Source organism: Streptomyces sp. DSM 42067, from assembly GCF_055792885.1.
This window is the reverse complement of the sequence record NZ_CM147706.1, coordinates 13,120-26,199: the sequence shown is the minus strand read 5'-3', so window position 1 is coordinate 26,199 and position 13,080 is coordinate 13,120. Positions and strand designations below refer to the sequence as shown.

13 protein-coding genes and 1 pseudogene are annotated in these 13,080 nt (G+C 68.1%); 7 read left to right on the top strand and 7 right to left on the bottom strand.

Going from position 1 to position 13,080, the window contains the following annotated elements; all coding sequences use genetic code 11:
• Positions 1-3: 3 nt before the first annotated feature.
• Positions 4-1,047: a phosphotransferase gene (locus tag ACSMXV_RS00160; RefSeq protein WP_473175654.1), complete on the bottom strand. Its 1,044-nt coding sequence runs from the start codon at positions 1,045-1,047 to the stop codon at positions 4-6.
• Between the two features lie 82 nt (positions 1,048-1,129).
• Positions 1,130-1,543, bottom strand: coding sequence for a GFA family protein (locus ACSMXV_RS00155; RefSeq protein WP_473175653.1), 414 nt, complete (start codon positions 1,541-1,543; stop codon positions 1,130-1,132).
• Between the two features lie 543 nt (positions 1,544-2,086).
• Here ACSMXV_RS00155 and ACSMXV_RS00150 point away from each other — a divergent pair.
• Both ACSMXV_RS00150 and ACSMXV_RS00145 read left to right on the top strand, forming a co-directional pair.
• Positions 2,087-2,242 (top strand): hypothetical protein, encoded by a 156-nt coding sequence (locus ACSMXV_RS00150; protein ID WP_473175652.1) that lies wholly within the window; start codon positions 2,087-2,089, stop codon positions 2,240-2,242.
• Positions 2,243-2,618: 376 nt separating this feature from the next.
• Positions 2,619-3,731, top strand: a complete 1,113-nt coding sequence (locus ACSMXV_RS00145; protein WP_473175651.1) for a hypothetical protein — start codon at positions 2,619-2,621, stop codon at positions 3,729-3,731.
• A 248-nt stretch (positions 3,732-3,979) separates the two neighbouring features.
• Here the strand turns inward: ACSMXV_RS00145 and ACSMXV_RS00140 are convergent, their stop codons facing one another.
• The gene (locus tag ACSMXV_RS00140; RefSeq protein WP_473179197.1) at positions 3,980-4,195 is read right to left on the bottom strand and encodes a transposase family protein; all 216 of its coding nucleotides are present in this window, start codon (positions 4,193-4,195) and stop codon (positions 3,980-3,982) included.
• Between the two features lie 654 nt (positions 4,196-4,849).
• Here ACSMXV_RS00140 and ACSMXV_RS00135 point away from each other — a divergent pair.
• Together ACSMXV_RS00135 and ACSMXV_RS00130 are read left to right on the top strand one after the other, a co-directional pair.
• Positions 4,850-5,410, top strand: coding sequence for a peptidoglycan-binding domain-containing protein (locus ACSMXV_RS00135; RefSeq protein WP_473175650.1), 561 nt, complete (start codon positions 4,850-4,852; stop codon positions 5,408-5,410).
• A 503-nt stretch (positions 5,411-5,913) separates the two neighbouring features.
• Positions 5,914-6,087: a hypothetical protein gene (locus ACSMXV_RS00130; protein ID WP_473175649.1), complete on the top strand. Its 174-nt coding sequence runs from the start codon at positions 5,914-5,916 to the stop codon at positions 6,085-6,087.
• 175 nt (positions 6,088-6,262) lie between these two features.
• Here ACSMXV_RS00130 and ACSMXV_RS00125 read toward each other — a convergent pair whose 3' ends face one another.
• Positions 6,263-7,168, bottom strand: coding sequence for a helix-turn-helix transcriptional regulator (locus ACSMXV_RS00125; RefSeq protein ID WP_473175648.1), 906 nt, complete (start codon positions 7,166-7,168; stop codon positions 6,263-6,265).
• 110 nt (positions 7,169-7,278) lie between these two features.
• Positions 7,279-7,632 carry a hypothetical protein gene (locus ACSMXV_RS00120; protein WP_473175647.1) on the bottom strand — a complete coding sequence of 118 codons (354 nt, stop codon included), beginning with the start codon at positions 7,630-7,632 and terminating at the stop codon, positions 7,279-7,281.
• A 230-nt stretch (positions 7,633-7,862) separates the two neighbouring features.
• Between ACSMXV_RS00120 and ACSMXV_RS00115 the strand changes: the two are divergent.
• A pseudogene (locus tag ACSMXV_RS00115) lies at positions 7,863-8,000 on the top strand (IS256 family transposase); the annotation flags it as partial.
• 27 nt (positions 8,001-8,027) lie between these two features.
• Here ACSMXV_RS00115 and ACSMXV_RS00110 read toward each other — a convergent pair.
• Positions 8,028-9,350, bottom strand: coding sequence for an amidase domain-containing protein (locus ACSMXV_RS00110; RefSeq protein ID WP_473175646.1), 1,323 nt, complete (start codon positions 9,348-9,350; stop codon positions 8,028-8,030).
• 231 nt (positions 9,351-9,581) lie between these two features.
• Between ACSMXV_RS00110 and ACSMXV_RS00105 the strand changes: the two genes are divergently transcribed.
• Together ACSMXV_RS00105 and ACSMXV_RS00100 are read left to right on the top strand one after the other, a co-directional pair.
• Positions 9,582-10,577, top strand: coding sequence for an ArsR/SmtB family transcription factor (locus tag ACSMXV_RS00105; RefSeq protein WP_473175645.1), 996 nt, complete (start codon positions 9,582-9,584; stop codon positions 10,575-10,577).
• 124 nt (positions 10,578-10,701) lie between these two features.
• A protein-coding gene (locus ACSMXV_RS00100; protein ID WP_473175644.1) for an IS5 family transposase occupies positions 10,702-11,513 on the top strand; the annotation gives its coding sequence in 2 pieces (ribosomal slippage) (positions 10,702-11,044 and positions 11,044-11,513; 813 coding nt in all).
• Between the two features lie 546 nt (positions 11,514-12,059).
• Here the strand turns inward: ACSMXV_RS00100 and ACSMXV_RS00095 are convergent.
• On the bottom strand, positions 12,060-13,073 hold the full coding sequence (locus ACSMXV_RS00095; RefSeq protein WP_473175643.1) for a protein-L-isoaspartate O-methyltransferase family protein: 1,014 nt from the start codon (positions 13,071-13,073) through the stop codon (positions 12,060-12,062).
• Positions 13,074-13,080 lie beyond the last annotated feature (7 nt).

Below are 13,080 nucleotides of genomic sequence, written 5' to 3'. Positions count from 1 at the left end.
CTGTCACGGGCACGCCGCGAACGCGGCCCGTACCTCGTCCAGATGCTCGCTCCACCACTGCACGACCGGCTCGTCCGCCAGAAACAGGTCGTCGCAGCTGGAGTTCTGCCGGTCGTAGTGCCACTCCAGCTGCCAGAAGTCGGTCAGCCGCTTCCACCACAGACGGGACACGGCGTCGGCCAGATCGTTCACGCCCAGCGGGGCGACCGTGCGGTACCCGGTCACGAAAGCGGCGATGCGCTCCAGGTCCAGGCGGCCGTCCATGCCGAACTGGACCTGCGCGGTGCGCGCCACCTCTTCCCCGTAGGGACGCACCTGAATCCGGTCCCAGTCCAGTACCGCGACCACGGTGCCGTCGCGCCGCAGGATGTTCCGGTACTGGAAGTCGCCGTGCGTCCAGCCGAACGGCCCCAGCGGGACCTCGGCGCTCGGTCGTAGCGGCGCGTACTTGTCGAGCAGCAGCTTGCGCTGCTCCAGCGCCTCGGCCGCGAACCGATCGAAAGCCTCCGAGCCGGATCGCCCGATGGTCTGTAGGAGGCGGTCGGATTTCGTAGCTGCGGCCTCCGGCGTCGTCACCCTGGCGCGGGGCCGCTCGTCCGCCCCGGGCAACAGCCCGTCGCGGACCACCGCGCCGTTAAGCCCTTCATGGAGCCGTGCCAGCAGCCCACCGAGCTTCCGTACCTCATCCAGTGACAGCTCGGTGCCCCGTACGTGCTTCCCGTGCACCCAGGGCAGCAGGCAGTATCCGCGTCCGTCCACCTCGACGACGGGATCCCCGCTGACGCTGTGCACCGGCTCACAGACCGGCAACCCCTCGTCTGCGAGACGGGACAGCACCCCCAGGTTCCGACGGGCCTTGGCCAGCGATACGTCGCTGATCTCCTTCAGCGCGAACGTGCCCTCGGGCCTCTCCAGACGCCAGTTGCGGTTCATCAGCCCCGTGGTCAGGAACCTCCAGCTCGTGGCCTCGCTCAGTCCGAAGGCGCGTACCAGTGCCGGAAGCACTGAGGCAACGTCGTCAAGATCCTCGCGGGTCACGTCCGTCACGCGGACCACCATACGCCCGGATTTCTCCCCGCCCAGCCGAAGCTTTGTCACTGCGGCGCGGGCCGGGGAGCGGCCGTGCGCACTACTGGTGAAGCGGGTCGGGGGCGAGGGTGATGGTCATCCACGGCACGGCGACTTGGCGGAAGCTGTGCCCGACCGGCTCGAGGCCGCTCTGCTCGTTGAGGCTGAAGAACGTCACCATGATCGTTTCCGAGTCGTCTGCGACGGAGACGAGGTGGGTCCCGCAGCGCGGGCAGAAGCCGCGGTGCAAGGTCGGCCAGGTCCCATACCAGGTTGGCTCGCCTCCGGGGCCGGTCCAGGTCAGCTCCTCCTTGCGGAACCCGACCCAGGCCATCGCCGGCGAGCCTGAGATGAGCGTGCAGTGCTTGCACGAGCACAGGTGGGGGTCGTCCGGGGTGCCGGTCACCTCGTAAGCGATATCGCCGCACTGGCAGCGGCCCGTCCGCAGTTCGGGTGCGGCGGTCGGTCCGATCATTCGAACATCTCCCTTGATGCAGAGGAGGGTTGGGAGTGCCAGTGTGCTACCGGGCCGGGATCCCGGGCAGGTGTGCGGGGTTCCGTGCCCTGCGGGCGGGATCATGTTCACTCCTCGCGGTGAACGGCCCGGCGGCGCGGACGACTTGCTGCCGACGAGGGTGGCAACCGGCGCGGGTGCGCGGGGGCCGGCGTCCGTCTGGGCACAGTCCAGCAAGGCCTGTCAGCCGAGCCCGGAATCGCAGCTGTTCCGGGTCAGTCGCGGCCCGAGCGGCGCAGTCAAGAGCTTCACTGAGACGAAAGGGGTCAGCCAACCTTTGCTGAGAACCGCTCAACTATCGGTGAGACGGGACACGCGTGAAGGAACCCAAGCGGCGGAGGTTGCTTCCTCGAGCCTTCGCCATCTTTCGAACGTGCTGGTCGGAGGGGCTGGTGTGACGCTCCATGGGCGTGCTCGTGCAGGTTGCGAGCGGGAGTCTGCGGTCTTGATCGTCTGACGGGGCGGGCCGGGGCGGTTTTGCCGGTTCCCCGTGGCGACGGCCCGTTGCCGCCTACGATCCGGTCCCATGGTGGATCCGGGATCGCGGAACGGATCGCGGCGCGACGCGCGGAACTGGACGAGCTGGAAGACCAGCTGGCCAAGAAGCTGGAGGAGGTGCGGGCCGAGCGCGACGAACTCGCCGCCGCCGAACGACGTTGACGCGGTCGCTGACACTCAGGAACAGGAAGACCAGATCGGGCTGCTCGAGGGGGTCCGGTCGCGCTTCGGCCGGACGTACGCGGGTGAGCCCGACTGCATCGCCGAGGAGCTCGCGGCGGACGAGGCGGTGAAGGCGGCCGACACGGTGCTGTTCACTCGGGGTTGCTTGGTGTGTGACGCAGTTGACCCCAGTGAAGGCGATCACGACGGAGGTCTACGCGATGGCACCGGCCGCAGGATGACGCGCTAGGGTTGCAGCTCAATGGGGCATCCGTCGGCAGATGTGCTGGTTACTGAGCCGCCGTGTTGAGACGTCAGCGGGGTTGTCCAAACCTGGCAACCTGGCTATACGCTGAATCGCCTGGGGGAACTCGCCATGACCGAAGCTCCGATTGACGCTGTCGACGCCGGCGATGCCGACCGGGAGGCTGTCGAGCATGAGCGGGACGAGATACGGGAGTTCGTCAAAGGGCTGAGCCCGGACGACATCAAGTCGGGCGGCTGGTTCACCAAGCTCAGCGCTCAGGCCATGAGCTCCTACGCCGCCAAGGTCGACTGGCAGTACTTCCAGGAGCGGTACGCGGGCGTCCCTGCGGATGCCATCGTCGATCAGCGGATCAAGATGGCGGCTCGGTACGCCGCGCTCGAAGGCGGGCTCTCCGCCGGGGCCTACTCGGCGGCAGTCGTCGCCACCCTCGGGAGCCTTGGTGGTGCCTCGCCGGCGACTGTCCCGGCCGCTGTCGCGACCCTGATGGTCGATGTCGCGTTCATCACCCGGCTCCAGCTCCGCCTGGCCTACGACATCGCAGTCCTCTACCGGGTCCCGCTCGACCTGTCCGACCCCGATGACATGTGGAAGCTCATTCGAGTGGCCTTCACGATCAAGAGCGGGGAAGTGGTCCGGGAGAGCGTGGTCAAGGCGGTCCCGGCCATAGTGCGGCCGATGATCAAGCGCTTCTACTCCGGAGCGGTACTGACCGCCGCGAAGGGGCTCCCCGTCGTCGGGAAGCATCTCCTGCAGCGCAACATCATCAAGATCGGTATCCCCTTGGTCGGCGTTCCCCTTGCGGTAGTTCTGAACCGCTATACGACGCTACTCGCCGGGCGGCACGCGCAGGCCGTCTTCCGGAACGAGGCGCGGGTGATCGAACTCGCCGAAAATCTGAGCAAGCGGAGTCAGCATCCGCAGTTGATGCTGTGGGTCGCATGGCTCGTCATCAGGGCGAACCGCGAGGTCGCCGACGATGAGGCGCTGTTGATGCGGCACCTGGTGCGGCTGGTCCGGGATCAGCACCAGGTGGTCGACGAACAGCTCGCTCACCTTGTCGATATCGACCCCGCCGAGGTGTGGCAGCGCATAGACGCCGAGCCAGGGGATCTGAGCGACCTCCTCGACGTGGCCGACCGGGTGGCCACGGTGGACGGTGCCGTCAACGCGCGCGAGAGAGCCGTCATCTCCGAGCTTCGAGATCGCTGCCGCCGAGTCTGACGCCGTCATGCGCTACCTCCCACAACGGCGAAGATCTGACGCTGTGAGTTGTGGCCTGCTGGCAGACTCGCGGCTTCATTTGGAGCTTCACGCATGTGCAACGAACCGAGCAGATAGGCCGTCAGACATCCGTCTACGGCTTCCTGGAACCTTCGGCATACTCGAAGTGCTGGTCGGAGGGGATGGCGTGACGCTCGATCGGGTGTGCTTGTGCTGGTCGCGGGCGGGGTCTGTGGTCTGATCGTCCATCACCGGTTGACTTCGAAGTTGGTCATGACGAGCGGGGCGCGCAGGAGCGCGGTGGCGCGGCCGGGGTCGGTGCGGGGCTTGGTGAGGACGCGCCAGGCCTTCAGGTTCGCGAAGCCGTGTTCGACGGGGGCTCGTCCGGCGGCCAGGACGCGGTTGGCCTGCTTCTTCCCCGGGGTGAGCTTGCGGGCACGGGTGGCCTTGAAGCCAGTGACGATGACCAGGTCGTCGGGGTTCTCGGGTTTGTCCCCGCCGAGGAAGCCCAGGTCGGCGAGGCCCCGAGGCCGGCCGTCTTCAAGTGCTCAACGATCTTGTAGTGGCGGGCGGCGGTGGCGTCGTGGGTCCGCCCCGTGTGCCGCTCGAAAAGTCATCGCCGCAGGTGGCAGCGATGATGTTGCGCTGACTGGGAGCATGTCCGGGTGAGCGTGTCCCTGGTGTACAAGGTGACTCGGAAGCTGCTGTCCGTCCCATCTGCGCTACTCCGCTGGCTTCGTTCACTTTCGTCAGCAGCGTTTGTCTATGGGTTTGAGCAACAGACGGTGGGCGGCGAGCCGGTGGTTATTCACGAGAAATGACGGCATGCACAAGTACATGGCGGAACTGGCGACGGGCCGGGACTCCCTCGTGCCGAGCGAGCCTCGTCCGGCGCTACCCCGGCCTGACCCCAGGCACCGTTTCATTGGGAAACGAACACCAGATTGGCCGGGGTGAGCTGGACTTTTTCGCTAGGGCTGAAAAGGTTGGCGGAGCGGCAGTTGCGGCTGACAAGCTGCCAAGTGCCGAGGGGGCGGCTTGAGGCCGATTGCCCCCATCCGTGTAATGCCGCATCAGCTGCGCCCCGCACTCACGGGGCGTCGGGGGAGGATCCGATCATGAACATCCGTACAGCAAGCACCCGTTGGGGGGCCGGAGCCGTCGCGGTCATTGCGGCGGTCAGCCTCGGGCTGGGCGCTTCGCCCGTGTCGGCTGCCGCCTCCGATGGCTACGTCAGTGGCGCGGGCTACTACTACGACGACTTCAGTGACGAGGGGACACTGTCGACGACGTCGTACAACAACTCCAACGCCACCTGCCTGTGGCAGCGGATCCTGGTGGCCGAGGGCGCCGAGGTGAACAGCAGCGGCGGCCGCTTCTCCGAGCACGACATCGACGGCAACTTCGGCGCCCTCACCAAGGCCGCGACGATCAACCTCCAGAAGCGCTGGGGCCTGACTGCCGATGGCAAGGTCGGCAAGGCGACGTTCGGCCAGGCGGACAGTCATCTCCTCTACGTCGCCACCCACACCGACCAGCTGCAGCGGCGCATCGAGTTCAGGTACGTGGGCGAGGCGAACCAGTCGTTCGGGTTCTACCGGTCGAACACGGGGCGGTGGAGCTTCTACGAGGACCAGGAGCTGAAGTACGGCAGCTACACGTACAAGACCTGCGACTGACACACAGGAAGACACCGCGAGACACAGCGCGGGGCCCGCCGGTCGGTGACCGGCGGGCCCCCGCGACGCCACCTCGGCCTTGGACATCTGCGGCATGACCAGGACCCTTCACCAGGAGCACCCCGATGCTGCCCTGGCAAGTACCTCAGTGCTGTCCAAACTTGTGAACATCACCCGACCGTGGACCTGGGTGCCTCCCCAACTCGTGAACAACCGCCGTCACTACTGGTGAATAAAGCCACTCCGCCACGATGCGGCGAAGGACGCAGAGCTGCTCGTGCTGCGGCACGAGACCACCGTGCTGCGCCGCCATGTCAACCATGATCAAGGGCGGTTTCTCGAGGACCTGGCGCAGCGGGCCAAAGTGTGGCGGGACCAGTGCGAACACCCCGAGCCGGTCTCCGACGGCAACATGCCGTGTCCCGTGCCCAGCTCCGACACGGGCCCGTGCGAAGCGATCGTGTGTTCAGGCGGACTGTGGTATTGCTTCCTGGACTGGCGGCATGGACCTCGTTCTCCTCGACCTTGGTGCCAGTCGCCTCATTACCGGCACGCCGCGCGCGGGGGCGGCTGGTGGGCGCCGACGGGACGGAATCTTCCGCGGCGTGACGGCCGCCGATCAGTTCACGCAGATCGCCAACGACGTGTTCGGCAAGAGCCGCCTCCTCGCCCTCTAGGGCTGGGGTAGTGGTGATGGCCGGTTCCGCGGAGCCAGGGGCTTCGCGGGGGAGAGGTGGCTGGCCTCTCCATACCGGCCATCGTGCGGCGTCTGGCCCGCCGGGATGTTCGTCGATCCCTTCAACCAGAGGCCGCGGTCTTACGGTACCTGCGTATGCCGCGGGATCGGTGCGGTCAGGGTGTCGAGGAGCGGCGGGCTGCCAGCTCCTCGAGGCGGGAGCGTTTCCATCGCTGCTGACGGGGACGGCCGGCGCTGCCGCGGCGGTACTCGTATCCGTCGGGCTGCTCGAGGTCGGGCAGGAGCCCGTGCCCCAGCGCGCTGATGAAGCTGTCGGCGTTGGTGTAGCCGAGGATCCGGGCCGCTTCCGCGGCGCCGACCAGGTCCTCGTCCGCGTCTTGGTCGGCGGCCGGCAGCACGCCACGCTGCCGGGCGGCAGCGACGACGGTGGCCCGGCGCCATTTCTTGCGGGCCCGGCCGCGGCCGCCTTCCCCCTTCTCCAGGACGTCGGGCTCGGGCAGTTCGGGGATGCGCCCCTGGTAGAGGGCGCTGGAGAAGGAGGCGGCGCTGCCGTAGCCGAGCAGGCTTGCGACCTCGGCGGTACCGAGTAGATCGTCGGGGTCCCCTTCGGCCGACACCTTGGGCAGCGCAGCGCCCGGGGCGGATGCCCGTCGGCCCTTGCCGGGCCGGTTGGTGGCCCAGGCGACGATCGTGCCGCGGCGCCACAGCGGGCCGTCGACGTCCTGGTCGGGCTCGGGGAAGTATCCGGGCCTGTCGCGAATGTAGCCGTCGATGGTCGAGGTGCGGGTGTACCCGAGGAGCTGGGCCACCTCCCGCTTGGTCAGTAGCTCGTCCTGGTCGGCCTCGAGTACCGCTGCCGGCAGCGTGCGCTTCTTCGGGGCTCGCTGGGCGAAGAACTGGGCGACCTGGTCGTAGCGCCAGAACCGCTTGCGGCCTTCGGTGTGCGCGACCTCGGGAAAGCCGCTGGTCGGGTCGTTGCTCCACTCGCTGATCCGGGGCTTGCTCGTGCCGAACTCGGCCACGATCTGCGCGGTGTCCACGAGCCGTTCGGCCTGAGACATCACAACCCCTTTGGAAGGTTCGGCAAGGCGATGCCGGCTCCCGGATGAGCGCGACAGGTTCGATAATGCCAAAGCGGGTGGGTTGGTGTCCAGCCGCTGCGAGCGCCGGCCTACCGCATCTCCTCGCCAAGCAGGCAGGCACCGAAGCGCGCGGCGTGCTCTTCCAGCTCGGTGTAGGCCATGGCGGCTGGCGCGGCCTCCCAGGTGGCGAACGCGAGCGCGGAGACCGCCTCGCCGCGCGTCATCTCCTTCTCCCACGGCACGCCTGCCGCAGCGCACCGCTCGGCGAGCTGCTGGCCGGACAAGCTCCCGGTCTCCCGCTCGATGCCGGATCGGATGTCGGCGACACCCGCGCACCAGGCGCGGTGGCCCGTGGCCAGGAGGTCGTTCAACGAGTCCCGGTCGTCGAGGTTCTGAGCGCGGGCAGCGAGGTCGAGAAGCAGGGCGGTGGGGTTGGCGTCCATGGTCATCTCCTTCATCCACTGTAGGGGCCGCAGGGCGGGCCGGATCCAGGCAGGTCCCGGCCCGCCCTGCGGCAGGTCTTTAAGCACCCGATGGTGCCCCGCAGGGCGTAGCAGGGATCTTGGGATAGCTCCTGGTCACAGCACAGCCATCGCGCAACTCTCCGAGCAGCAAGCTCGTTCAAACGAGAGAATGCGCGATGGCCCTGCCCTAGTCAGACCTACTCCGCCTCATGGAGTCACTACGTACGACCGACGGAATCGAGATGATCGGGTTTCTCGCCCAGCGGATCCTGCAGGAGCTGATCGAGGCTGAGGCCACCGCTCACATCGGTGCCGAGTCGGGCGAGCACTCCGGCACCTGCACCTCGGTGGAGCCAAAGGCTGAGGCTAGGCGATCAGTCGGTCTCAAACGTGTCCTTGATGTGGACCGGGTAGTAGATCGGCGCGCGCGCCTGTCCGCCCATGCCATTGCCTGGTTCCACGTCGGGCTTGTCGCCAGTGGCGATCTTCATTCCGATGCTCAGTGGCAGGTTGTTCCGGAACGGCGTGTTCTGGGAGTAAACGGGCTCCTCCTCGAATCCCTCGCCGACCGTCCCCGTGATGATCATCGCGTGGTCGATCTTGCCGTCTGCTGCGCCGTACGGATCCCAGTCCGCGAACAGAAGATCACCCTTCTCCAGTGACCACACGTCCTGGTTGTCCCCGTTGGGGTCGCCCGGGAACCCGTCGGCGTCCTCCGGCGGCCAGGTGCGCAGACGTTCCCCACGCTTGTCGTTGATCGCGTAGACCCACAGCCGGTAGGCGACCGACCAGGTAGTCGAAGGGCCCCGGGGGCCAGTGAGGTTGTCCGTCCAGTTGTTGTCGTCGTCCTTGTTCCATCCACCGGCCTTCGGCCAGCCGCCGGCATGAAGAGCCTGGGAGACGAAGTTGGCGCAGTTGTTGTCCTGTATGTCGTACTCCGGGTTGTACGCCGGCTCCATGACGGTTCTCTGGATGCCGCTTGGGTCGAAGTAGGTATACGACGACTGCGACGACCACTCGTCGGCGTATTCTGCGGCGGCGTCGCGGTCGTACGTGCCCTCAGCGAGAACGCTCACCTCGTCCCCGGCTGGGGCCGCATCCGACAGCGGGGGCAGGTCCGCAACGCCGGTGGGCACACTGAACCCTTCCGACTCGGTGCTCGGGATCGGCGCGTAGGCGACGTCCGTGATATGCCAGGTCTTCTTCTCACGCTTCAGCGTCACCGTGTACGTGTCGTTGAGGGTGGATTCACCGAGCGCCTCGTCGTTCCAGGTGATAGCAGTGCCCGAGGTGACGGTCACAGTCGCGGTGCGTCCGCGGAACTTCACCCGGCTGTCCCGGCCGAAACCGGTCAGCACCTCTGTGGCCTGCAGCCCCTTCTCCTCCGCGGCCTCGTCCGCGATGGCAGCCGGTCCTGCGGCGAACTTCTCGGGCTGCTCGGCGACCGCGCCACCGTTCTCCTTGAGCAGGGACAGAGCCGTGCTCGACTCCTGTGGGTCCAGCCAGCCCTTGTCCCGGGCCTCGAAGTAGTCGTACACGACACTCATCACACGGGCCTTCTCCCCGTGCAGGCCGAGGCTCAGCTCGAGGTGAAGCAGGTCCGTATCGTCATCGGCAGCGCCCGCCGGAGCGGCCGGTAACGTCAGCGCCGCTGCTACGCCGAGCGCGATCGCGATCGTTCTTTTACGTGGTCTCATGTCCCGCTCTCCTTGTCTGTCTCTCGGCCGACGAAGGAAGAAGACGCGCATGAGGTGAGGAACTACCCCCGTGCCCACCCCCGTTCACAGCCGAGTGCACGACTGCACGGCGGCCGGATGCCGCCTCGAATTCCCCCGCGCCTGTTTGCTCCTTGAGCATCTCTGACGCGAGCATGGCCAGCCAGGGCTTTTCACTCTGCCCGAAAAGCCCAGGCCACAAGGGGGAAGCGAATGCTCCGGATCCACTTCACCGATGCCGACCTGGCCCGGACCCGCATTGCGGCCGCACCGGATCCGCTGTGGGAGATCTGCGCGAGCCTGCACCGCTTCCAGTCCCGCCAGGGGCGCTGGGCCTACGCAGAGTGGTATCGCACTGCCCGCGCCCGGCTGCATGCCGCAGACCTCGCCCGCACCCTGCGCACTCTGCTGTTACCGCTGGTCCCGCGCGCCACCTACTTCCCTGACTTCCTCACCCCTCCCGAGGCCGCAGAAGGACTCGACGCCGGTCTGGAGGCCATCCTGGCCACCCCGCAGCGCCGGGTCCTGGACGAGGCGGGCATCCTCGCTCGCACCAGCGGAGCCCCTACCTGGGCACCGCGGCTGGCGGAGGGGGGCATGCGCGAGGAACTGGTACAGGCGATACGGACCTACCACGACACGGTCATCCGCCCGTACAACGACCACATCCAGGGCCGCATAGAAGCCGAACGGTCCGCCCGCACACGCGCCGTGCTCGACGGCGGGATCGACGGAATCCTCCAGAATCTGGGGCCTAGCCTGCGATGGCAGCGCCCCGTCCTGCACACCGTCTATCCCGAGGACCGCGACCTGCACCTGAACGGCCGCGGGCTCCTCCTGGTCCCGTCATACTTCTGCTGGGGGAATCCGGTGGCCTTCGGCGACACCGCGCTGGATCCCGTCCTGATCTACTCTCTCAGCCACGAGCCCCACCACGCCGCGCTCCCCGGGGACCTCGGCTCCGGCGCCCCCCTGGCGACCCTGCTCGGCCGCACCCGCGCCGCCGTCCTGCGCGCCGTCGCCACCGGCGCCACCACCGGCGAACTCGCCCGCGCCACCGGCGTCTCCGCATCATCGGCCAGCCAGCACGCCACCGCCCTGCGGGACGCAGGGCTGATCACCAGCCACCGCCACGCCGCATCCGTACTACACACCCTCACCCCTCTCGGAGCCGCACTGCTCCGCGCCAACACTCCAGCCCTCCGGTGACCACGTCGGCAGCAGTACACCCCGCGAACCACGCCAGCCCTGCGACCCGAGGTGCATCTGGTTCCTTGAGGCAAGATCGGTATTAAGACGGTGTCCTATGTGGTGATCGCTCGTTGGGCTGTCTATGGGGCGGGGTACGTGGAGTTGGATTGTTCCGGACGGGCTGTGGGAGATCGCCGAGCCGCTGATCCCACCGTCGAAGGTGCGGCCACAGGGCGGCGGAACGCAGGACACGCCTGATGAGACGCTGTTCGCGGCGATCATCTATGTGCTGGTCAGCGGTTGCGCCTGGCGGGCTCTGCCGCCGTGTTTCGGGATATCAAAGTCGACAGCTCATCGCCGGTTCGTGATCTGGTCGCGGGCCGGGGTGTGGGGCCGGCTGCATGAGGCGGTGCTGCACCGACTCGATGACGCCGGCCTCATCGACGTCTCGCGCGTGGTCCTCGACTCCGCTCACGTGCGGGCTGAAAAGGGGGCGAACTCACAGGTCCGAGCCCCGTGGACCGGGGCAAGCCGGGTTCCAAGATGCACATCCTGTCGGACGCGAACGGACTGCCCCTTCTCGTCGGCGTCTCGGCCGCCGACACCCACGACAGCGAAGCACTGAAGCCCGAGGGTCACCAAACGAGACACGACCCCCACCGCGGTCGCCACTTCAAGCCCCAGCGCCTGCACGCCGACAAGGCCTACGACATCCCCCACCTGCGCAAATGGTTACGAGGCAAGCGCATCGGCGTGCGCATCGCCCGCAAAGGCATCGAGTCCAGCGAACGGTTGGGCCGCCGCAGGTGGGTGATCGAGCGGACGATCTCGTGGCTGTCTGGCTACCGCCGACTCAGCCCCCGCTACGAACGCCACTCCCGCAACTACCTGGCCTTTCTCGGCCTCGCCGCAGCCCTGTGCTGCTACAAGCGACTGGTCCGCCTCACCACATAGGACACCGTCTTAGTTGTGAGCGGTGCAGCCGTCACACAGGGCGCGGCCGCCGCGGCGGGCCAGCTCGGGTTCCTTGCAGGGTTCCTTCTTCAGTGCCGCCCGCACCTACTCCTGCAGGGCGGTGAACTCCGGGCCGTCGTCCGGGCAGACGACGCCGGGGTCGGGCGCGCCGCAGGTTTTCGGCGTGACGCATCAGGTCGGTGATGCGCCAGTCCGCGCGGAAGCGGGTCGGGGCGCTTGGGGCACGGGCTGTCGGGGCAGGGAGGCCGGTGCGCGCCGCGGTGTCGGATGTTGCGGGCGCCGACAGCAGCCAGGGCCTCTCGGAGCCAGACGGCCGGGTTGCAGTCGGCCCGCGACACCGGAGCGCCCAGCGCGATGAGCTGGGCCTCGACGTGCTCGTGGCCTAGCTCCTGGCGGCGGACCATCTGCGCCGCCCGGTCGGTAGCCCGATCCGCGTCGCCCCGCCCGTCGCCGGGCGGGGCGTGGCCGTACTGCCGCCGGTCAGTTGGTTCGAGTGAGCCCATTCCTCCGACGGGCCGAAGCGCATTACGGAGTGCGGCCCAGACGGACACTCCAGAACTCACCGGTGCGGATCAGGTGGGCAGGAAGCTGGTGGGTCCGGGGCGCGCCGGCGTGCTGCCAGCGGTGGATCAGAGCGCGGAGGGCGTCGAGGGCAGGCGAGACCTGGGCGTCGGCGTGAAGGTGTGTGTCGGTGGCGAGGGCAACCGTGTAGGTGCCGTCAGCGGTGCGGATGCCCAAGCCGATGCCGGTGCCGTGGGCGGTGGTGGCTTCAAGGAGGCCGGGCGGGTTCTCGGCGATCAGCCAGTTCTTGAGGTGGAAGTACTCATCGTCTGTGGCCGGGGTCTTTTCCGCGTGTGGGGCTGCGAGGAGAAGAGCGAGGAGGCTCTGGGCGGTCTCCTCGCTGATGTCCGGGGCGGCGAGGCAGTGGTGCGGGGCGTCCGGGGCGTGGACGGGGGTGCAGGCGTCGGGGCCGGCATCGGCGGTCATAGGGGTGTATCCGCCGTGTTGGACAGTGGCGGTGTGGGGGCGGCCCGGGGCGTCGGCGGTGATGTGGGTGACGGCGTAGGAGCCGGGGAGAGCGGAGAGTTTGACCCCGGTCAACAAGACGCCGCCGGGGGCGAGCTGGTCGAGCCAGGCGGCGGGGACGGCGGGTGGGGTGGCGCCGACGAAGATCCGGTCGTAGGGGGCGCAGTCGGGGTGGCCGAGCATGCCGTCGGCGGTGAGGGCGGTGACACGGTCGCCGTGCTGGGCGTAGAGAGCATGGGCGCGGTCGGTCAGTTCTCGGGAGATGTCCAGGGCGGTGACCTGTCCGTCGGATCCGGCGAGTTGGGCGAGGAGGGCGGCGGAGTAGCCGGAGCCGATGCCGATCTCCAGGATGTTGGCGCCCGGCGGGACGTCGAGCATGCGCAGGTGCCGGTGCGTGACGGCGGCGGGGGTGCAGGGGCGTACGGCGGTGCCGTCGGCCCCGTGGAAGCGGGAGACGGGTACGGCCTGGGCGGCACGGTCGACGGCGTCGGGGCCGCTGTGGGTGGCGGTCATCTGAGAA

Coding starts and splice junctions, on each gene's coding strand:
- ACSMXV_RS00155 (WP_473175653.1), bottom strand. CDS start 1,543: ATGATCGGACCGACCGCCGCACCCGAACTGCGGACGGGCCGCTGCCAG.
- ACSMXV_RS00145 (WP_473175651.1), top strand. CDS start 2,619: ATGACCGAAGCTCCGATTGACGCTGTCGACGCCGGCGATGCCGACCGG.
- ACSMXV_RS00135 (WP_473175650.1), top strand. CDS start 4,850: ATGAACATCCGTACAGCAAGCACCCGTTGGGGGGCCGGAGCCGTCGCG.
- ACSMXV_RS00130 (WP_473175649.1), top strand. CDS start 5,914: ATGGACCTCGTTCTCCTCGACCTTGGTGCCAGTCGCCTCATTACCGGC.
- ACSMXV_RS00125 (WP_473175648.1), bottom strand. CDS start 7,168: ATGTCTCAGGCCGAACGGCTCGTGGACACCGCGCAGATCGTGGCCGAG.
- ACSMXV_RS00120 (WP_473175647.1), bottom strand. CDS start 7,632: ATGGACGCCAACCCCACCGCCCTGCTTCTCGACCTCGCTGCCCGCGCT.
- ACSMXV_RS00110 (WP_473175646.1), bottom strand. CDS start 9,350: ATGAGACCACGTAAAAGAACGATCGCGATCGCGCTCGGCGTAGCAGCG.
- ACSMXV_RS00105 (WP_473175645.1), top strand. CDS start 9,582: ATGCTCCGGATCCACTTCACCGATGCCGACCTGGCCCGGACCCGCATT.
- ACSMXV_RS00095 (WP_473175643.1), bottom strand. CDS start 13,073: ATGACCGCCACCCACAGCGGCCCCGACGCCGTCGACCGTGCCGCCCAG.